The sequence below is a fragment of the Trichococcus patagoniensis genome, from assembly GCF_003051085.1.
Classification (GTDB): domain Bacteria; phylum Bacillota; class Bacilli; order Lactobacillales; family Aerococcaceae; genus Trichococcus; species Trichococcus patagoniensis.
This window is the reverse complement of record NZ_QAOM01000020.1, coordinates 17,414-38,628: the sequence shown is the minus strand read 5'-3', so window position 1 is coordinate 38,628 and position 21,215 is coordinate 17,414. Positions and strand designations below refer to the sequence as shown.

The window sequence follows — 21,215 nt, the reverse complement described above, 5'->3', positions numbered from 1 at the left end:
GCGGATAAGATCCAGAAAATCCGGCCAGTAAAGGCTTTCATTCCGACCGTCCGTAAAAGGGCTTTTCACTTTCATGATTTCATTTTAGCACAACCCCGACGCATCCGTAGAATCCCCTTACATTTTGATTGCAGGTTCCCTATAATGATTTTTGTTTCAGTAATGAAACAGTTTGTTTCATCCTCAAAGGATATCCAACGCCGTTTTGAAAGTGGGTGCCGGGAACCTTCCGTCCAGCAGTTTCAGCTCTTCATCATCCAGGCGGATTTTTGAAGCCTGGGCATTGAGGTACGTATGATCGGGGTTGGAAGATCGCGGTATCGCTGCAACATCCGGATGAATGATGCACCACGCCAAAATGATTTGGATCGCTTCGACACCATGTTTTTTGGCGATGCGCTGCACTTCCTCGCTCTCCAAAAGTTGCTCACGCAACCGGCCTCCCTGCGCTAATGGCGAGTAGGCCATAATCGGAATGTTATGCTCCCGTTGCCACTTTAACAGATCATACTCTATCCCGCGGGAGCCCAGGTGATACAAAACCTGATTGACTTGGCACTGGTTCCCGTTTTCCAGGGACAGCAGATCCTGCATATCATGGATGTCAAAGTTGGAAACACCCCATCTGCCGATTTTCCCTTCGGCCTTCAACTGCTCCATTCCGGCTATCGTTTTGGACAAAGATACATCTCCACGCCAATGCAGCAGATAAAGGTCCAAGTGATCCGTATCCAATCTGCGCAAACTTTCGGCACAGGCCGCCAAAATTTCATTCCGGCTCGCCCGGTGCGGATACACTTTCGAAACAAGATAGACTTGGTCGCGGATGCCTTTGATCGCTTCCCCCACCAAGCGTTCCGACTCCCCGTCCCCGTACATTTCGGCTGTATCGATGAGGGTCATTCCCAGCTGCACACCTAAACGCAAAGCCTCAATCTCCTCTTGCCTTTTTGCAGGGTCCTCACCCAAGTACCACGTTCCTTGCCCAACTTGCGGCATGCTGCTGCCATCCGGCAACGCCACCATCCGATTGGTATTCTCTTTCCGCAGAGACTCCATGATGTGTTCATCTATGTTTGTCATTTACAGACACCATCCTTTCTGTTCTTTGACACAGTTCCTTACATCAAGTATACCTTTTTTTGTCGTTAATACAAAAATATTCACAGCGCTTCCATTTTATTCAGTTTGGTGGCCTTTTCCTTTGGCGATTTCAATTTTGTGGCTTATGATAAGAATATAAAACTGTTTTGCATATCATCAAAGTCGGATTAAATGAACCAAGGAGGACGAGCGGATGAAATACAGGAATCTAGGGAAAAGTGGTTTGCGCGTCAGCGAGATCGCACTAGGCAGTTGGTTGACGTACGGAAAGTCCGTAGCGGATCAAACAACGGAACAGTGCATCCGGACAGCGTACGAAGCAGGCATCAACTTTTTCGACACAGCCAATGTTTATGAAAAGGGTGCTGCTGAGACTGTGCTCGGCAGAGTGCTGAAGGACTATCACCGCTCCAGTCTGGTCGTCGCCAGCAAAGTCTATTTCCCGATGGGTGATGGCCCGAACGACAGGGGCTTGTCGCGCAAGCACATCATCGAATCATGCGATGCCAGCCTGAAACGCCTGGATATGGATTATCTGGACCTCTATCAATGCCACCGTTACGATCCGACAGTACCGATGGAAGAAACGCTCTGGGCACTCGATGATCTGCAGCGTCAAGGCAAGATCCTTTATGCCGGCGTCAGCGAATGGCCCGCCGATAAAATCCAGGAAGCCCACCGGATCGCAAAACAGCATAACTTCCGGCCGCTCATTTCCAACCAACCGATCTACAATATGATCGAGCGCTACATCGAGGTCGATGTGCTGCCTGTTTCCGTGGCCAACGGCATGGGGCAAGTCGTCTTTTCTCCACTGGCGCAAGGCATCCTGACCGGAAAGTACAAGACCGGCCACCAAGTTCCTGAAAATAGCCGGGCCGCCAACAGCAAGCTGAACAGTACGATGCAAAAATATCTGGAAAACGAGTCCCTGTTGGAAGCCGTGGGGGAAATCGAAGCCATCGCGCACGAGTTGGAAGTAACCATGCCGCAACTGGCTTTGGCCTGGATTTTGCGCCAACCCGGCGTCAGCTCAGCCATCATCGGCGCCAGCCGTCCGGAGCAGATCGAGGATAACATCAAGTCGGTGGATGTGGAGCTGACGGACGAACTCCTGCTTGGCATCAATCAAATTTTGCTGAAAGTAAGCAGCTTCAAACCAAGAAACTGAGAGCGAGATGAATCCCTAAAAAGCACGCAAGCCAAAGACCGTCTCGAATAGAGGAGACGGTCTTTGGCTTGTTATTCAGGATTTCTTTCATGAACTCCGGTGAACGGAGGCTTCGCCGGAGTTCAGCCAACATTCCGTTTGCCTTCTCCGATGAGGAAGGCTTCGCCGGAGTTGCGGCTGAAAGTTACCGTTGTCCTCCGGCGGGCGCCGACCTGACCGGAGCTGAGGACCGCTTCCGGCGATGCAACTCCGGCCAGCCATATGCAAACCCGCTCCTTTTATTCAATCCAAAGCCAGGATCTCCAGGATGGTACGGACATCGCGGACCGATACCTGACCGGGAGCGGAAACCTCTTTGGCCGCCGCAAACGTCAGGCAGGAACCGAACAGTTCTCCTGCCAACCGCGAAATGACGCCGTATTTGCCCATCGACATCGTAATGCACGGCCGATCAGCTTTCGCTTTTTTCATTTCCAGTGTCGCCGCCAGCAGCGTCAGGACATCTCCCTCGCTCTGCGGCATGACCGCAATCTTGGTGATATCCGCGCCAAGCTCCTGCATCTTCACCAATCTTTCGACGATTTCCTCTTTAGGGGGGGTGCGGAAAAAATCGTGGCTCGACAGGACGACTTTCACGTTTTTTTCTTTCGCTTCGGCAATCAATTTGATTACGTCTTCTTCAGAGCTGAACAGTTCGAGATCGATCAAGTCCACCAGCCCGCTCCGGATCGCAAAACGATTCAATTCAAAATAGCGTTCCAAGCTCAGCTCACGCTCCCCGCCCTCTTTTTTGGTGCGGAACGTGAACAACAACGGCTTTTTGTAGAGGCTGTTGATTTCGGCCAATAATGCCCCGACCTGCTCCGGGTGTTCTACCCCTTCGAAAAGATCGATGCGCAACTCGGCCAGGTCGAAAGCAACGTTTTCCAGCATTTTGACTTCAGCAATGATTTCCTGTTTTGTTTTCCCTACCAACGGCACGCAGATTTTTGGCCTGCCTTCGTTGAAGACGACATCTTTCACTTGAACGGTTTTCAATGGTCTATCCCCTCCATGGCGCATTCCGGTCCCTTCTTCCTTGAACGAAGCCTTCCGGTCAAAGGAAGTTGAACTTCCGAGTATATGATACTTCCCATTTTATCGTTTTTTGCGCCAAAAGCATAGGAACACTTTACGGAACTTTTCCGATCCGGTCACTCTGTGGATCTTCTCCTACCTAGTGACATACAAAGCGACGCCGTGCGGGGCGATGAAGGCCGTTTGCGCATCTATCACCGATACCGTCCGATTACCCCAAACTTCATGCATTTCTTCCCCAATGGACTGCAGCCATTCCCCGGCCGCTTCAGGCAAACGCACTGGTTCATCCGAAAGATTGAAGCAAGCTACATATTGCCTGGCGTCGCTTTCCGAAACCCAGATCACCAAATCATCCTTCCGGTACACTTCCCTTGCAACGCGCCCGTCCTGATGCGCATCGATCAGATACGGATTGGTCAACAGGGATTGCGACCAAGCATCCAAGTTCCGCAGATCACCGCCGAACATCAGCGGTGAACGGAAAATGGACCACAGCGTCATCAGGGAGCGCTGTTCGTCTTTCGTGAACCGCGTCATGCGCGCCTCGGTTCCGTCAGCCGCGGTCCGGGTGCCGATATGTCCCAACGGCAGCATGTCGCAATCCGGCCAAGCGCCGGCGCCGACAAAAGCCGACCATTTCGCGCAGCGTCCGAACATATCGTGGAGCTGATCCCAGTTGTCCCACAGATCATCCGTCAGCCGCCACATGTTGGCATTGCGTTGGAAAAAGGTGCCGAACGCAATCGGCGCGGGACCCGGCGAGAGGCTCAACACCATCGGCCTGCCGCAGCCGTCGATGGCTTTCCGGATCAGCTCGATTTCGCCTGTGTGGGTTCCATATAATTTTGAATCCGCTATATCATCCACTTTCAGAAAGTCGACTCCCCAAGAAGCATATAAAGCCAGCAGCGAATCATAGTAAGCTTGCGCGCCTTGTTTCGATGGGTCCACTCCGTACATATCCGTATTCCACGGGCAGATGGAATTCGCATCCGCAATTTCCCGTGCTGTTATTTGCGCACCAAAAATCTTGGTATTGTTGTGAACCGCCTGCCTCGGGATGCCGCGCATGATATGGATGCCGAATTTCAGCCCCATTCCGTGCACCGCATCCGCCAACGGTTTGAAGCCTCGCCCCCCCGCTGCCGAAGGAAATCGGTTCTCGGCAGGCAGCAAGCGGCTGTATTCATCCTGATTAAGTTCTGCAAACGGATGATAGGCGCAGGAATCGGCGTGCGGTTCGTACCACTGGATGTCCACCACAACGTACTCCCAACCAAATTCCTTCAACTTTTCCGCCATCACTTCGGCGTTTCCCAACACTTCCGCTTCCGTCACGCTTGCTCCGAAAGAATCCCAGCTGTTCCACCCTTTTGGTGGTGTCGGTGCGTAATCCCTAAACATGTGCAGCCTCCTTGTCGATCCATACCTGCATTTCTCCCAAAGACCGATTGCCCCAGCTATAGTACGGGATGAACGTCAGTTTTTTTGGAACGGATTGCGGTTCCTGACGGACGCGGTACAGCTTGTCCTGCCACTCATCTTCCAGCACTTGCAACTCTCCTTCGGCTTCCAGGCAGACGATATCGCCGAGTATCTGATCCGATTGGAAACGCGGCTGGATTGCACCGGTCAAAGACAGCAGATGCAGATGCTTCCCGTTATCCTGTTCTTCCATGCAATAAAGGAACGAACCTCGTTGCAGGGCGACTTTGCCCTTATCCGCTTTGACGAGCGGGTGTGCCTCTAGTTCGCTGATTGCGATGGTGTAGGTCAATTCGATTTCCGTCGATTCGGACTTTACGGTCACGTAGGTGTAGCCATTGCTGATTTCAGCAACCGCTGCTTCGCCGGCCACAATTATCAGCGGATTTTCCGCCCAATAAGGGATGCGGATGCCCAATCGCAGCAGTTCGGAGGATGTTTTTTCAACCGTGATGAGCGTCTTGCCCGTTTCGGAAAATGTATGGTTTTGTCGAATCGTGTATGCTTTGCCTTCTTGTTCCGCGACCAACTCGCTGTCGATGAACAGATTGAGCAGCACTTCATCAGCTTTTTGCGTGAAGGCGTATCTCCCGACAGCAGGCAACGTGCGCGCCAAGTTCGGCGGACAGCAGGCGCAACCGAACCAAGAAGGCCGCGTCGCCTTCACATGGCTCTTGTCCGGATTTCCGGCACTCGCTAGTGGGTCCACTTCCAATGGATTCACATAAAAAAAGTGTTTTCCGTCCAAGGCCATTCCGCTGATGATGCTGTTATAGAGCACCCTTTCCATGATATCCGCATACTTGCTGTCGGTTTCGCTTTTCAAGAGTTCATTCGAAAAATTCAGCAGCCCGATCGCCGCGCATGTTTCGCAGTACATCAGATCATTCGGCAAGTCATAATCATAGGTGAACGCTTCCCCGCGGACAGTCGAGCCGATGCCGCCTGTGACATACATGCGTTTTTGGACGATATTGCTCCAGATTTTTTTTGCGGCAACAACCAACTTTTCATCTTGCTTGTGGTGCCCGGTACCCGCCATCGCCTGTGCCATATAGACCAACCGGACAGCGTGCCCTCTGGCCGTATCCTGTTCGCTGACAGGTTTATCCGCTTGATGATAGACGGTATTGATGAAGGGCTTCGATCCTTGCTTCAAACCCAAGCGATCATTTTCTTCCAGCTGGTCCGCAAAGAAGTGCGGATTTTGGCCCCGCACCGCTAGGAAATAAGCGCTCAGATCCAAGTATCTTTGGTTGCCCGTCAGCTCGTACAGGCGCACAAGCGCAAGCTCGATTTCCTGATGGCCATCCGTACCGTCGATTTTCCCTTCAGCTTTTCCGAAATTGGCCTCGATGCAAGCGATCGCTTTATCGGCGACCTGCAGCAGCCGATCGGAACCGGTCGCTTCATTATAGGCGATGGCGGCTTCGATCAGGTGCCCGATGCAGTAAAATTCATGGCTTTCGAACAGCCTCCTGAACTTCAGCTGCGGGGCATCGATCTGATAATAGGTGCTCAAATATCCGTCATCCTCCTGCGCCGCTTCCAAGAGAGCAATCGTTTCCTCGATTTGGGTGATGAGAGCCTGATCCTTTTCGATTGCAAGCGTATTGGCTGCCGCTTCGATCCATTTGTATAAGTCGCTGTCCTGGAAAAGCCAGCCGTAATGATTGCCTTCCTTCAGCCCTGCCGCTATCTTGAAGTTTTCGATCACATGACTTTTTTCTGTGGGAATGGTCGCATCGTCCCGTTCGCTTTCGATGATGATGTCGCCTCTGTCATTCAGGACATCCCATTGAAAAGGGATCATTTCCTCCTTCACCAGTTGCATATAATGCCGCCAAAAGCTGTCTGTTACTGTCACTTCCGGCTGTTGCTGCAGCATTTGTCTATTCATTCTGAATCCTCATTTCATCCAAATTTTTTTCCTTATCGAAATCATGATACAAGAAAAGCCACCAGCAAGCCGGCAGCTATTCTTGTTACTATGAGCGTAAATGCGGATAAGGGTCACCACTTGCCCAAAGGACAACGTTTCTCCTGAAGGCTGGCGCGGAATCGCACGAAGCAGCCGCAATGCCGGCACGTATGCTCCGAGAGTGCAGGACACCCGTTGCAGACCGCAAGCCGTTGGTCCCGCAGCTCTTCGGAAGCGTGGTTCAGCTCCATCGACAGTTGCTCATCGATGGCGCTATCGATATCCAGCTCCATCATCTGATTGTGGCGTTCGCAGCCTTTGCAGGTCATGTCAATTTCCCTTTGCGTATAAAGAAACGACACTCATCGGAGGCAACGTAATCGTCACTTCATTGCCATCCGCAGCGAAATCAGTGAATGCTTGTTTCGAAACAGCTTCAGGATTTTCGAATGAGTTATGATCATCCGTTTTGTTTCCGAAAATCCCCTCTGCTGCTACTTCCCCGAAAGTGCCGTCGACACGGCTCAACGTGACAATTTCTGCATCAGTCAGACTGTAATTGCAGAAGGATGCCGTCATGACGCCGTCTTTTTTGGAGACCGTGTAGCTGGTTGTGCCGGAAACAGCGCCATCCGCGTCCACGAGTGTGGCGTCTTGGTGGTTCTTGTACAGATCAAACACATGGTAGGTAGGCGTTTTGATCATCTGGCCGCCTTCGGTCAGGATCATGGCTTGCAGTACGTTGACCATTTGGGCAATGTTCGCCATCTGCACGCGACCCGCATGTTTATGGAAAATGTTCAATGTCAGACTTGCGATCATCGCATCCCGAATCGTGTTCTGTTGGTAGAGGAAGCCAGGGTTTGTGCCCGGCTCCACTGCCAGCCAGGAGCCCCATTCATCCACGATCAGTCCGACGCGTTTGTCAGGATCGTATTTGTCCATGATTGTGCTGTGCCGCGTGATCAATTCATCCATCTTCAAGGCGCTGTCGATCAACGAGAACCATTCTTTTTCAGGGAAGCCCAACGCCGGGCGCTTGTCTTCCCATACGGACGCCAGCGCATAATGGTGCAGGCTGATGCCGTCCATGAACGGTGCAGCATTCTTCATCAGCACATCCATCCAGTTGTAGTCGTCGATGTTCGGACCGCAAGCTATTTTGTACAGCGGTTCTTTCGTGTACTGTCTGACGTAGGTCTGGTATCTCCGGTACAGATCGGCGTAGTATTCCGGCCGCATGTTGCCGCCGCAGCCCCAACTCTCATTGCCGACGCCAAAGAATTTGACTTTCCAAGGCTCATCTTGGCCATTTTCACGCCGTAACTTCGACATCGGCGAAATCCCGTCCATCGTCATGTATTCGACCCATTCCTGCATTTCCTGGACCGTTCCGCTGCCGACGTTGCCGTTGATGTAGGCTTCGGCCCCAACCTGTCTGCACAATTCAAAGAACTCATGCGTACCGAAATGGTTGTTTTCGGTCACACCGCCCCAGTGCGTATTCACGATGGTTGCGCGCTCTTCGGTAGGACCGATGCCGTCTTTCCAGTGGTACTCGTCCGCGAAGCAGCCGCCCGGCCATCTGATGACCGGAACCTGGATGGCTTTCAGGGCCTCCACAACATCTTGTCTGATGCCATTGACATTCGGGATTTCCGAATCGGTTCCCACCCAGACGCCTTCATAGATGCATCTGCCCAGGTGTTCCGCAAATTGACCATATATATAACGGCTGATCGTCCCTGTTTCTCTGTTCAAGGTTACTTTTATCTTATTCAAATCGCTATCCTTCCCTTCCAGTCATTGGCTGTCCCGGCTCACCGAAAACCGGAAAGCCGTCCTCACTCCAAGAAAACACTTGCGCATGCGCATGGCGGTCCGGCACATCCAATGGATCGCCTTCCGTCACGATTTTTGGCCGCGCGTGATAGATCAGTACATCCTGCTTTCCGTCCTCACTGCGGGTGAAACTGTTGTGTCCCGGCCCGAACAACCGGTTTTTTTCGGAACTCATGAAGACCGGTTCCGCCAGTTTATGCCAGTTGTAGCCATCCAGCAGGTTGCTTTCCGCATCCGCCCACAACAGGCCCATGCAATAATTTTCATCGGTCGCACTGCCGGAATAGCTGATGAAGACTTTGCCGTTGCGGATGATGACCGCAGGCCCCTCGTTCACCAGGAAACCGACTTTTTCCCAAGCGTATGCCGGAATGCTCAGGAGCGTCTGCTTGCCGCAGAGCGTCCAAGGGTTCTGCATTTCGGAAATGTAGAGATTGGAATTGCCCGGAATGGCCGGATCTTTTTGGGCCCAGACGTAATAGAGTTTGTTGCCCAATTCGAACACAGTCGCATCCAGACTGAAGCTTTCGAAGGCCGTTTTGACTTGGCCTTTTTCGATCCAATTGCCGGTCAGCGGATTTTCATTGTCGCATTCCAGCACGTACATGCGGTGCTGGAACGTTCCTTTGGCAACTTCATCCGTTCCTGCTGCGGCGAAATAGATGTACCAACGCCCTTGGATGAAGTGGATTTCCGGCGCCCAAATCAGGCTGCTCATGGCACCCGTTGCATGCGCCTGCCAGACGCTTGCGCGCTCTCCATGCTCCAATTCGTTCAGGCTTTTCGCGCGGCGCACCTCGATCTCCTGATAGCCCGGAACCGATCCGGTGAAATAATAATAGCCGTCCGTATGTTTGTAGACCCATGGATCTGCTCTTTCGATCACGATTGGGTTTTTGTAAGTTATCATAGCCTTAATCAAAGCATCCACCTCTTTATTCTTTACTCTAATCTTCTGTTTTTTTGATACCGAACAAGACTTCCCCTGCATTGGACATGCCTGAAAAAGTCGTCGTTTCAACCCCGTTCACTTCATCCCATTGTCTGATGAAGTAGCCTTTGTACTCGGTGAAATTCACGACCAAACTCGATTCATTCGGCAATTCCGACCCTTTCCAATAGCCGCCGCCTTGACCGTAAGCAAGATGCGAAGCAGTCAAAGTCAGCGCGAGTTCCTCTTCATATTCGGCATCGATCGCATTGTCCATTTTGTAGAAGCGGTAATCTCCCGCTATATCCTCTGCTCCCAAAGTGCTGAGTGACTCTCCGGCATATCGCAGTGGCGTCATCACCGGCCAACCATCCGAATTAAAGAGCAATTGATGCACTCGCACTTCGTTGTGCTCGCCCTTGTTCGGGAAGCGAGCATGGAAAATGAGGTAGTACTTATCCTCAGCTTCATCATAATAGGCTGAATTATGCCCTGGTGACACATAGCCACCGATCGGAATCTCCTGATCATTCGTAATCTCGAAATTGCCGATAAGTTTGGTCCCGTATTTTTCGATCGCCTCATCATCGAAGAAGGTCCCTTCTTCACCCTTGGCATCGATCATCGCATTGCCGCTTGCATCCTCATACGGCCCATCGGGATGCTTCGATCGCGCGACCCTTATGTTGTACCCGCCGCTTGCGTCCAAGCCTCCAAACGACAAGAACAAGTAATAATAGTCTGTGTCCTTGTTGTACAGAATATATGGGGCTTCAATCCTGCTGTGGTTGCCGCCCAACAACTTTTTCCCATAGCCTTGATTTTCTTTCGGAAAACCTGTTGCGGCGTCCATCTCCAGTATAAAAATGCCTCCCGAGTAAGATCCATAAACCATCCATAGCCTTTCTTCCTCATCATAAAAAACGTGGGGATCGATGACGTTCGGCTCTTGCGTCGCATCGAACGCTCCGCCGGTCACACTCTCAGTGCCGGATGTCAAAAAAATTCCTTTGTCCTCATAGGGTCCTTCAATTGAATCCGATACAGCAACGCCTAAAGTCGACAGCGGGCTGCTGCCTTCACAGGAACAATAATAAAGATAATATTTCCCGTCCTTCAGTTGGGTGATGTCGCTTGCCCAGAGTGTATCCGTTCTGGAATAAGCGAAGCTTTCTGCCAACGAAACCGAGACGTCCTCGAATAGCTTGCTTGTCGACACACTGGTCGCTATTTGTTCCCAGTTCATCAAATCCGCGCTCTTCGCGAATGCCAGATGCGACCCGATGACATAGTACTGATCCTCCGCAAAAATGATGGAAGGGTCATGGACGGAGGCTTCCTTAAAATCTTGATTCAGGCTGACCACCTCCTGGTTCAGTTCCGCTTTCGCATTTTCAGCTGCTTCACTACAGCCAGCCAACAGGGCAACGGCTGATAGACTAACTAGTATCTTTTTACGCACAATCACAGCCTCACCTTTTCTTTCTAAACGGACAATTGGTTTGCCAATCGGATCGCTTTATTGCGTGATTGATAGATGACGAACAGCACCGAGTAGATGATGATGCCGATGACATCCAGTGTAATGGTGGAGAAGAGGAGCAATCCACCCAGCCAAACAATTACCCGTTTCTGTATTTGGTTATTCCGTAGACTGCGCACCACAATGATGTTGAACACACCGATGATCAACTGCAGAATTCCGTACCCGACTGCAATCGTGTAGACGGAGTCGATCAAAGAACCGTCGAAATTGATATCAGATGACAGCCCGGAGGACAGCGCACCAATTCCGGATGTCTTGATCCATGTTGCATATCCCAATATTGTGACCATCCCATTGATGAGATTCCAGATGGCACCGCCTCTTAATAGGTTTCTTTCCAAAGTCCTTTTCATCTTCTACACCCCGTTACTTAATGCCTACATTGAGATTCAATGAATCAATGAAATATTTCTGTGCAAAAACGAACAGCAGCACGGTCGGAATCATGGCGATGACCGCAGCGGACATCAGTTGCCCGATCATCACATAGTTGCCGTACAAGTCCTGCAGCAACTGCAGACCGGCTGTAATCGTCATTTTTTTGACGTCGCTCAACACGATGGTCGGCCAGAGGAAATCATTCCATGAACCGACGAACGAGAACATGCCCGCAACGATCAGCACAGGCTTCACTAACGGCAGAATGATGTTTTTGTAGATCACGAAATCCGATGCGCCATCCATTCTTGCGGACTCATCGTATTCTTTCGGAATATTCTGCATGAATTGGCGAACCAAAAATACATTTCCGACGCCGCCCAAGCCTGGGATAATGACTGCCAAGTAAGTGTTCACCCAGCCTAGCGAATCCACTATTTTATAGGAAGGAATGATATTCACGGCGGAGGGGAACATCGAGATGGCAAGCACGCCATAGAACAAGGCATCCCGGCCTTTGAAATGGACCCTTGTATAACCGAATGCAGCCAAGGAGACGACTACCACAACCAACAAGGCATGCGTAGTTGAAACAAACAACGAGTTAAAGAACCACGTGATGATCGGTGCACTCGACGTATTCTGCAGTAATTTTAGGTAATTGGTGACGATCCAGTTGGCCGGGAACATCCGGAAGCCCACGTCCATGATATCGCCTTGGGATTTGAAGGAGGTGAACAGTCCGAAAAGCGCCGGGAATAACCAGACAAGCGCCAACAAAACCAGGAAGGCATAGGCTAAATATTTTGAAACATTGTTTTTTTTCATCTTTTTCACCCCTTCGATCTTTTCGTCATGACATAGAATTGCAAGGCTGACACTGCCAGAATGACCAGTCCCAACAGGACGGCCATTGCAGAGGCCATACCCGCAACGGACTCGCCCGAGCCGAATGCCAAGTTTCGGATATACATCATCAGAACGGTGGTGGACTGATTAGGCCCTCCGTTTGTTGCCATCAAAGGCTGAACGTAGACATTGAATGCACCTGCAGTGGACATGACGAATGTATAGAACAACGGGAAACGGATGGAAGGAAGCGTGATGCTGATGAATTTCCGGAACGAACCCGCACCATCAATTTCAGCTGCTTCGTAAAGATCCTCCGAGACCCCAGCCATAGCGGAACGATAAATGATCAGGTTGCCCCCGATCGCACCCCACATCGACATCACGAAGATGACGATCCAGGCATAGGGTTGCTGGGCTGTCCAAACGATATCCGAATTGACCAAGTTGTTCATCGGGCCCAATCTTGGATTAAAGATCAATAGCCAAATCAAGGCACCTGCCGAGGCGGAAACGAGCCCTGGAACATAAAAGATAGCTTGGAACAATCCTTTGAATTTCAGTCCTTTATGCTGCATGACGGTTGCGATTATCAGCGGGAACAGAATTTGGAAAGGGATTGTGTAGAGCACAAAGAGCAAGGTATTTTTCAGCCCATTCCGGAATTGGAAATAGAACGTCGATTCTTGGTCCAACAGAATCGTCTTGTAATTATTCAAACCTACCCAAGTCTGGTCGGAAATAAGGTTCCACTGTGTGAATGAAGAATAAATACCGTATATGATCGGCAAAAGTACAAATACAAAGAACAAAATCAAGTGGGGTCCTATGAAATACAGAAATTGAAAGCTTTTTTTCTTGTTATCTTTAGCATTGACTTTGGTGGTTATAACTTCAGATGTTTGCATATTATCTTCCTTTCAAAAAAAATCATATGGCGATTCCGATTAAGAATGCCATATGAATTTTCAGATTACTTCCTTGTCACTCCATTGCGGTTGGATGATCAGCTGGCATTTTCGGCAATCAGATCTTCGACTGTTTTTTGGGCTTGATCCAGGCCTTCATCAATGGCGATGTTGCCGTAGATCATGTCCGATAAAACGGTAGCCAAAGCCGATTCGACATAGCTGTAGTATTTGTAATCGAAAATATAGGAAGCTTCTTTTTCAACGTCTGAACTCGTAAAGAAGGATTGTGGGTACTTTTGATATTCTTCGCTCTCGAACACTTCTTTACTTGCAACGATTTGACCGGCGCCTGCCCAGTCGATCGAGTTTTCACGCATCCAGCTTAAGAAGTCGGCAACGCCTTGTTCTTTTTCATCGGTTCTGTCTTCATTGTTCAGCAACGAGAATAAGTGGGCCGAAGAACGGTTCGTGAATTTGTCAGGGGTTACGGAATAAATATTGGTAACGCCGAAGTTCAAGCCTTCAACTGAACCATGTGCTGTGGATGTCCAGGTTCCGTCAGTAGAGAACAACACGTCTCCCGATTGGAACATCGCGTAGCCATCTTCTCCGTAAGGTGACATCAAGCCTGCATCCGCTACCGATTTCAACTGTTCGACTACCGTTTTCATCGCATCCGTATTGATGGTAGGATTCCCGGCTTCGTCGGAAATATCCCCACCTATGTTGACGACGTTCGCTAAGGCAACCCATTCGATCAAAGCATTATTGATGGCATACTGCCCTTCATCAAGCTTTCCATCCAAGGAAAGGATTTCTTCAATCGTCACCACATCATCATCCAGGAAAGTGTTTGCGTCATATTTTTCCAGCAGATCGGTATTGTAATACATTGCATTCCCGTGGATATCCAACGGAACCGTGTATTGCGTTCCTTCATAGTTGCCCGCATTCCAGGCTACTTCCAAGTAGTTATCCGCTGTCAGATCGGTATGCGTTGCCATCAAGCCTTCGACCGGCTCCAACATATCCAGGTCAGCGAATTGGGGAACCCGGTCCGCGTGGATCAAGGCCAAATCGGGGATATCTTTGCCGGAGTTCATGACTGTATATATCTTGGTGTACATATCCGCTGTGATGACGCTCTCGACAGGGAATTCAGGGTCTGTCTCATTGTACTCGGCAACCAAGGCATCCATGTAGGCACCGTCATCACCGGTCAAAGGGTTCCAGAATGTGATCGTATTTGCGTTACCGCAACCTGCCAATAAGGTGATGCCTGCCAACGTCGCTGCTGATAAAAACTTTCTATGTGCATTTTTCATTTTTAATGCCTCCATTTTTTATTTGGTTTTTATTCTGATGACATTCCAAGATAACGGTTTCAATTCTACGGACAACTTGCCTTCCTTCAATACCACATCCGATTTTTCTTTTAATTTGACCAAATCATGATCTGTTGCATTTGTAGCTTTTTTATCATATCCCGCTAATTCAGTCGCTTCGACGATGCTCTCCAGCTCGAATCCTTCTTCTTCGAAGGTGAATGCGATATCCCTGTCTTGCGAACGGTTCACCGCAAAGACAACCAGTTCATCCGTTTCATCGTTATGCACCGCAATCGTTTCGATATACGGTACTTCGGCAAAATCCTTCGACTGATAGGTTTCCGAATCGACATGCGGTGTCAGCACCACTCCTCTTCCATAGTTGGATACTTGCATAAACGGATAGAAAATGGTTTGTTTCCAGGTGTCTCCGTTTTTTTCCGTCATGATCGGTGCAATGACGTTCACCAATTGGGCCAAACAAGCGATTTTGACGCGGTCAGCATTTTTCAACAACGTAATCAACAAGCAGCCTACCATCAAGGCATCTTCAAAATTGTAGATGTCCTCCAATAAAGGCGGTGCAATTTGCCAAGGTTCCAATTCCTTATCCTGATCATTTGAGTGATACCATACGTTCCACTCATCAAACGAGAGATTGATCTGTTTATCGCTGCCTTTTTTGACCTTCACGAAATCGCAGATGGAAACGACAGTCTTGATGAAGCGATCCATATCCAAAGATTGTGCCAGATAATTGCCTATATCATTTTCCTTATTTCCATAATAACAATGCAAGGAAAGATAGTCGACATAATCATAGGTATGTTCCAAAACGATGCGTTCCCAGTCACCGAAAGTCGGCATTTTGCTTGTCGAACTTCCGCAGACAACCAGTTCGATGCTGTCATCGACTAACTTCATCGCCTTAGCGGTCTCGGCCGCCAACCGTCCGTATTCTTCTGCGGTCTTATGACCGATCTGCCAAGGCCCATCCATTTCGTTACCGAGCGACCATGTTTTGAACCCGAAAGGTTCCACTGATCCGTTCTTTTTGCGCAAGTCGCTCCAGTGGGTTCCGCCCTCGAAGTTACAATACTCCAAACATTCTACAGCTTCTTGGATGCCGCGCGTGCCTAAATTGACTGCCATGTTCACTTCTGCGTTGACTTCTTTTGCCCATTTGGCGAATTCATGGATGCCTACCTGATTCGTTTCCAAAGAGCGCCACGCCAAATCCAATTTCTTCGGACGCGTCTCTTTTGGCCCGACCCCATCCTCCCACTTATATCCTGAAACAAAATTCCCTCCAGGATAACGGATAAGCGGTACATTCAGTTCCGCGACCACCTCTTTGACATCTGTCCGAAAGCCATCCGCATCCGCATCTTTGTGTTCTGGTTCGTAAATGCCGTCATAGACGGCCCTGCCCAAATGTTCGATGAACGAACCATACAAACGCTTATCTATCTTGCTGATGGTATTCTGCCTATTGATCGATAATTTTGCTTCCATTTGTCCTCCTTACTAACTTGGTTAACTAAACAGTTTACTAAGATTAATAAAATTAACTTATGAGGTAATCATACATAAGTATGCAAACGTTGTCAACGCTAATTGTGTTGTTTTGATAAAAAAATACATCTTTAAATCAACATATCGGTTAACTAAAGGTCCGAACGTTGCTGTAGCAAGTTTCCAAATCAGTATACTCGGTCCGTCGGTAGCAAAAGCATCGGTTCTTATTGACTTATTAAACAATCTGAAAACAAAGCATTGACAACTCAATGATAAACTTCTATATTTATCATAAGTAATAATCAACCTTATCGTTAACTAAACTAAGAAAAGTGGTGAGCTTATGCAATTGGACATATCCGAATCATCCTTGGCTGTATATGAAGTATTGGCCAGCGATGTACGCCTAAAGATCATCCAATTATTATCCAGACAAAAAATGAATGTAAAAGATCTGGCACTTGAGCTTAATCTCAGCAGTGCCATCATTTCAAAGCACATCAAAAAACTTGAAGGCGTAGGCATAATCAAAACGGAAAGAATCCCTGGAATATCCGGCATGCAAAAAGTGTCCATCCTGAAAGTGGATCATATCGACATCAATTTTCCGAAGAAAATTTACCATTCCTTCGAAACTTTCGACACCGCCATCCCGATCGGACACTACACAGATTATCACGTCACTCCGACGTGCGGGTTGGCTAATTCCAAAGACTTCATCGGGCAGGTGGATGAGCCGAAATACTTCATGGACTCCGGAAGAATGGACGCCAGTATCCTTTGGTTCACTTCGGGTTATGTGGAATACAAAACTCCGAATTTTCTGACTCCTGATGATTCGCTGGAACAAATTGACATCAGTATGGAAATCAGTTCGGAATTTCCTTTTTCGAATGATGTCTGGCCATCCGATATCACGTTCACCTTGAATGGAACTGAGTTGGGCACGTGGACGAGTCCCGGTGACTTCGCGGACACGCGCGGAAAACTGAATCCATCTTGGTGGCCTTCGAATCTGAACCAATACGGTTTGTTGAAGACACTCAGGGTAACCCATCACGGTACCTATATGGATGGAGACCCGCTGTCTCAAATAAGTATATCCGACTTGGATACGACATCCGAAACATGGGAAATCCGCATCGAAGTGAAGCCGGATGCCGCACATGTCGGAGGTATGACCCTATTTGGCAAGAAATTCGGAAATCATGACCAGGATATCAACTTCAAAGCCTACTATTCCTGACAAGACACAAAAAAGCTGCGATCCGCTCCGAAAGGAGTGGGTCGCAGTTTTTTTGGCTTTCCTCCGATTGACTGACGGACTCCAGTAATGCGCAGCCTGCGTTCGCCGGAGTAAGAAGCTAATCTGCTGGATTTTCATCCGATCCGCCCGATTTTCCGATGCGGAATCCTGATCAGTAAGCAAAGCGGGGGCTGCCTCCTCTTGAGACAGCCCCCGCTTTTAATTTATTATGAAGTCTATTTTGCGAATTTAGATTGGTAGGCTGCAACCACTTTTTCAGTAGTGAAGCCATATTCCGCCATTACAACGTTGCCGTTGCCGCTTGCGCCGTAAGTATCGATGCCGTATGCAAGGCCATCCAGACCGACATAACGTTCCCAACCGAAGGTCGCGCCCATTTCGATGGACATACGGTCGCGGACTGCGCCAGGCAAAACTTGCTCTTTGTAGGCTGCATCTTGGGCTTCGAACAGGTCAAAACTCGGCATGGAGACGACAGACACGTCCACTCCAGCTTCACGCAATTGTTTCTGTGCTTCCACAGCCAAGCTCACTTCCGAACCGGTTGCGATCAGGATGCCGACAGGCGTTTCGCCTTGTTGTGGAGAAAGGACATAAGCACCTTTCTTAACGCCTTCGCGGGCCATTTCTTTAGTGCCTTCCAAAACAGGCAGGTTTTGGCGCGTCAGCACCAACATAGTTGGTTTGGTCTCAGAAGAAATCGCAATTTCCCAAGCCGCGCTGACTTCGTTGCCGTCGGCCGGGCGAAGTACCGTCAAGTTCGGCATGCCGCGGTAGCTGGACAAGTGTTCCACCGGCTCATGCGTCGGGCCGTCTTCGCCGACTGCGATTGAGTCGTGCGTCATCACGTAAGTGCCAGGCAAATGTGAAATGGCTGCCAAACGCATCGCTGGGCGCAGATAATCCGTGAAGACGAAGAATGTCCCTACATATGTTCTGGTTCCCCCATGCAATACGATTCCGTTCATGATGGCGGCCATCGCGAATTCGCGCACGCCGTACCAGATGTTGCGTCCGGCATAGTTGCCCGGCTCAAAGTCGCTTGCCGATTTTATCATTGTGTTGTTTGAAGACGATAAGTCTGCAGAACCGCCCCAGAAGTACGGTACCGCTTCACTCAATGCTTGGATGGATTCCGCGCTGGTCACACGGCTTGCTTTGGCTGCGCTGCCCACTTCATAAGTCGGCAATTTGTCTTGCCAACCTTCAGGCAATTTGTTCGCGCTGGCATCTTCGAATTGTTGCGCCAATTCCGGATAAGCCGCTTTGTAGTCGTTGAACAATGCTGTCCAGGCTGCTTCAGCCTGTTGGCCTTCTTCAACCATTTTTTCATTGAAACGGGCTGTGACTTCAGCCGGAACACAGAAAGCTTCATCCGGACAGCCGTATGCCGCTTTAGCGAAGGCAACGCCTTCCGCTCCCAATGGAGCGCCATGCACTTTATGCGTTCCTGCATCAGGAGCACCAAAGCCGATGATGGTTTTGATTTCGATCAGAGTCGGTTTTTCCGTTTCAGCTTTCGCTTCTTCGATGGCTTTCGAGATGGCTTCCAGATCGTTGCCATCCTTAACCAAGATATGTTGCCAACCGTACGCTTCGAAACGGGCAGCTACATCTTCCGTAAAGGATTTGGATGTCGGGCCATCCAAAGAGATGTCGTTGGAGTCGTAAAGACCGATCAGTTTGCCCAATTTCAGGTGGCCAGCCAAGCTGGCTGCTTCATGGGAAATGCCTTCCATCAGATCTCCGTCGCCGTTCAGGAAGTAGGTATAGTGATCCACAACCGGGAAATTCTCTTTGTTGTAAGTAGCCGCCAAGTGCGCTTCCGCCATCGCGAAACCGACCGCATTCGCGATACCTTGTCCCAATGGACCAGTTGTCGCTTCCACGCCGTCCGTGTCATGCACTTCCGGATGTCCTGGTGTCTTGCTGCCGAATTGACGGAAGTTCTTCACATCGTCCATGCTTACAGCGAAGCCGGATAAGTGCAACAAGCTGTACAACATGGATGACCCATGTCCAGCCGATAATACGAAACGGTCACGGTCTGCCCACAAACTGTTCTTAGGGTTGACTTTCAAATGTTTTGTCCAAAGCGCGTATGCCATCGGAGCGGCTCCCATAGGCAAACCAGGGTGCCCTGAATTGGCCTTCTGTACGGCGTCTATGCTAAGTGTACGTACTGCATTAACTGCTAACTCATCAATTTGATCAAACATTTTTTTCCTCCTCAAGATAGTGAATCTAGTATTGAACTCCTAAACGAACACACAACCTGAACTATGCCGGATTGCCCTCAACTATTTCATTTGATGGGTAACCAACTTTTATAAACATGATTTCATTCTATTATAACATATTCCGAATCGGTTTATATCAGTTTATTAACTTAGATATGTAGCAATAATGGATTATCAATCCGACAGTTCCACTAACCGCTCCCCTTCGGCTTCCCTGCATCTGTACTCTTCCAATGGAGTCAATTTCCTTTTCAACTGACGATAAGCGTACATCATGGGGATGGCAGCCCCCACCCACGCAACGGGATTGGCAAAGGCGACAGCCTTGTAGCCTAGCAGACCGGAAAATCCCAATGGAACGAGGACGCGCGCGACCATCTCCATCACACCCCCAAAGGTAGGCGCGGCATTGTCGCCCACACCTTGCAGCGTATACCGCAAAATGATCAACGTCGTCAATACAAGATAGAAGCTGGCCGTCGCAATAAAATACGTATGCGCATATGCCAATACGACCGGATCATTCTGATTGAACAACAGCCGGATGAGATCAGTCCCGAAGAACAAAAGCGCTGCTCCTAAAACAATGCTGTAGACAAAGGACAGCAGCAAACTGATGCGCGCGCCTGCCCAAATACGCGAATACAATCCGGCCCCGTAGTTTTGGGCTGCGAAAGTCGCCATCGCGATACCGATGGAGGCTATCGGCAAAGTTGCCATGATGTCCAATTTTTGAGCGATGGCGTATCCACCTACCGCTTCCGGTCCAAAGCCATTCAGACTTTTCTGCAATACAATCAAACCGATCGAAATGATGGAGGCTTGCAGACCTATCGGTAGCGAAATTTTCAACGGCAAAGAGAAGTCCGCGGGCTGCATGCGCCAATCTTCACTGGATAATTGAAGGATTGCCATTTTTTTACGTATGTATAAGAAGCAGAGAAAACTGGCGAACAATTGCGCTGCAACCGTCGCAAGTGCTGCGCCTGCGACTCCCATGGAAAACCAGACAATAAACACATAATCCAATGCGACATTCAATATGGAAGAAATCACCAGGATGACGAGCGGCAGTTTGCTGTCACCCAGCGAACGCAAGATGTTGCTCAACAAATTGAATACCATGATCGCCACCGAGCCCCACATCAAGGTCAAAAAATACGCTTCGGCTTCTTTGAATATTTCTTTTGGGGTATTCATGAACAATAGGATATCTTCCGCGAGCAAAACGCTCAGCACGGTGATGCAGACCGTCATGACTAGGGTTATCCAGACACTGGTCGTGATGCTTTTACGGATCCGCTCCTCATTTTTCGTGCCGAAGCGTTGCGCGATGACAATCCCCAACCCTGAAGTGACTCCGATCCCGAAACCGTGGATAAAAAAGAGCACCCCTCCGACCGATCCGATGGCAGCCAGCCCATCCACTCCCATCGTCCTGCCAATGATGATCGTGTCCGCTAAACTGTACAGTTGTTGAAAAACATTCCCTATCAGCATCGGGACCGAGAACAGCAGAAGCAGTTTCGCAGGACTGCCGGCAGTCATATCTTTTGTCATCCTTCACCTCCATTTGATGATCCTGGTCTTGCTGATTTACATTATACCAGATATGTACGAACAAATTAACAAAAATATATAATT

Annotated in this window: 17 protein-coding genes; 2 read left to right on the top strand and 15 right to left on the bottom strand. The window is 49.4% G+C overall.

All coding sequences use genetic code 11. The features are described from left to right. Positions 1-183 precede the first annotated feature (183 nt). Positions 184-1,083: an aldo/keto reductase gene (locus C8U37_RS12110; RefSeq protein WP_108033485.1), complete on the bottom strand. Its 900-nt coding sequence runs from the start codon at positions 1,081-1,083 to the stop codon at positions 184-186. A gap of 214 nt (positions 1,084-1,297) precedes the next feature. On the opposite strand from C8U37_RS12110, the gene C8U37_RS12105 reads away from it, so the two are divergent. Continuing rightward, on the top strand, positions 1,298-2,275 hold the full coding sequence (locus tag C8U37_RS12105; protein WP_108033484.1) for an aldo/keto reductase family protein: 978 nt from the start codon (positions 1,298-1,300) through the stop codon (positions 2,273-2,275). Positions 2,276-2,557: 282 nt separating this feature from the next. On the opposite strand, the gene aroD is transcribed toward C8U37_RS12105, so the two are convergent. The 12 genes from aroD to arfA all read right to left on the bottom strand — a co-directional run bounded on the left by aroD (position 2,558) and on the right by arfA (position 16,061). Then, entirely contained in the window at positions 2,558-3,337 is a 780-nt protein-coding gene (gene aroD, locus C8U37_RS12100; RefSeq protein WP_108033483.1) for a type I 3-dehydroquinate dehydratase, read from the bottom strand. Between the two features lie 150 nt (positions 3,338-3,487). Then, a complete protein-coding gene (locus C8U37_RS12095; protein ID WP_170100284.1) occupies positions 3,488-4,759 on the bottom strand; it encodes a glycoside hydrolase family 27 protein in 1,272 nt (423 codons plus the stop codon). Further along, entirely contained in the window at positions 4,752-6,740 is a 1,989-nt protein-coding gene (locus C8U37_RS12090; protein ID WP_108033481.1) for a glycoside hydrolase family 127 protein, read from the bottom strand. The genes C8U37_RS12095 and C8U37_RS12090 overlap by 8 nt, the downstream gene beginning before the upstream one ends. Before the next feature lie 113 nt (positions 6,741-6,853). Then, on the bottom strand, positions 6,854-7,090 hold the full coding sequence (locus C8U37_RS12085) for a DUF6171 family protein (RefSeq protein ID WP_108033480.1): 237 nt from the start codon (positions 7,088-7,090) through the stop codon (positions 6,854-6,856). A gap of 1 nt (position 7,091) precedes the next feature. Continuing rightward, positions 7,092-8,543 (bottom strand): alpha-N-arabinofuranosidase, encoded by a 1,452-nt coding sequence (locus C8U37_RS12080; RefSeq protein WP_211306231.1) that lies wholly within the window; start codon positions 8,541-8,543, stop codon positions 7,092-7,094. 4 nt (positions 8,544-8,547) lie between these two features. Beyond that, positions 8,548-9,513, bottom strand: a complete 966-nt coding sequence (locus C8U37_RS12075) for a glycoside hydrolase family 43 protein (RefSeq protein WP_108033509.1) — start codon at positions 9,511-9,513, stop codon at positions 8,548-8,550. A 37-nt stretch (positions 9,514-9,550) separates the two neighbouring features. Further along, a complete protein-coding gene (locus C8U37_RS12070) occupies positions 9,551-10,996 on the bottom strand; it encodes a glycoside hydrolase family 43 protein (protein WP_108033508.1) in 1,446 nt (481 codons plus the stop codon). 23 nt (positions 10,997-11,019) lie between these two features. Next, entirely contained in the window at positions 11,020-11,433 is a 414-nt protein-coding gene (locus C8U37_RS12065) for a hypothetical protein (RefSeq protein WP_108033479.1), read from the bottom strand. Between the two features lie 13 nt (positions 11,434-11,446). Then, positions 11,447-12,286 (bottom strand): carbohydrate ABC transporter permease, encoded by an 840-nt coding sequence (locus C8U37_RS12060; protein WP_108033478.1) that lies wholly within the window; start codon positions 12,284-12,286, stop codon positions 11,447-11,449. Between the two features lie 5 nt (positions 12,287-12,291). After that, positions 12,292-13,215 (bottom strand): carbohydrate ABC transporter permease, encoded by a 924-nt coding sequence (locus C8U37_RS12055; RefSeq protein WP_108033477.1) that lies wholly within the window; start codon positions 13,213-13,215, stop codon positions 12,292-12,294. 98 nt (positions 13,216-13,313) lie between these two features. Further along, entirely contained in the window at positions 13,314-14,543 is a 1,230-nt protein-coding gene (locus C8U37_RS12050) for an extracellular solute-binding protein (RefSeq protein ID WP_108033476.1), read from the bottom strand. Positions 14,544-14,561: 18 nt separating this feature from the next. After that, the gene (gene arfA / locus C8U37_RS12045; protein WP_108033475.1) at positions 14,562-16,061 is read right to left on the bottom strand and encodes an arabinosylfuranosidase ArfA; all 1,500 of its coding nucleotides are present in this window, start codon (positions 16,059-16,061) and stop codon (positions 14,562-14,564) included. Between the two features lie 346 nt (positions 16,062-16,407). On the opposite strand from arfA, the gene C8U37_RS12040 reads away from it, so the two are divergent. After that, the gene (locus C8U37_RS12040) at positions 16,408-17,310 is read left to right on the top strand and encodes an ArsR/SmtB family transcription factor (RefSeq protein ID WP_108033474.1); all 903 of its coding nucleotides are present in this window, start codon (positions 16,408-16,410) and stop codon (positions 17,308-17,310) included. A gap of 236 nt (positions 17,311-17,546) precedes the next feature. Here C8U37_RS12040 and tkt read toward each other — a convergent pair whose 3' ends face one another. Beyond that, positions 17,547-19,550, bottom strand: a complete 2,004-nt coding sequence (gene tkt, locus C8U37_RS12035) for a transketolase (RefSeq protein WP_108033473.1) — start codon at positions 19,548-19,550, stop codon at positions 17,547-17,549. A gap of 195 nt (positions 19,551-19,745) precedes the next feature. After that, a complete protein-coding gene (locus C8U37_RS12030) occupies positions 19,746-21,131 on the bottom strand; it encodes an MATE family efflux transporter (RefSeq protein WP_108033472.1) in 1,386 nt (461 codons plus the stop codon). Positions 21,132-21,215: the final 84 nt, after the last annotated feature.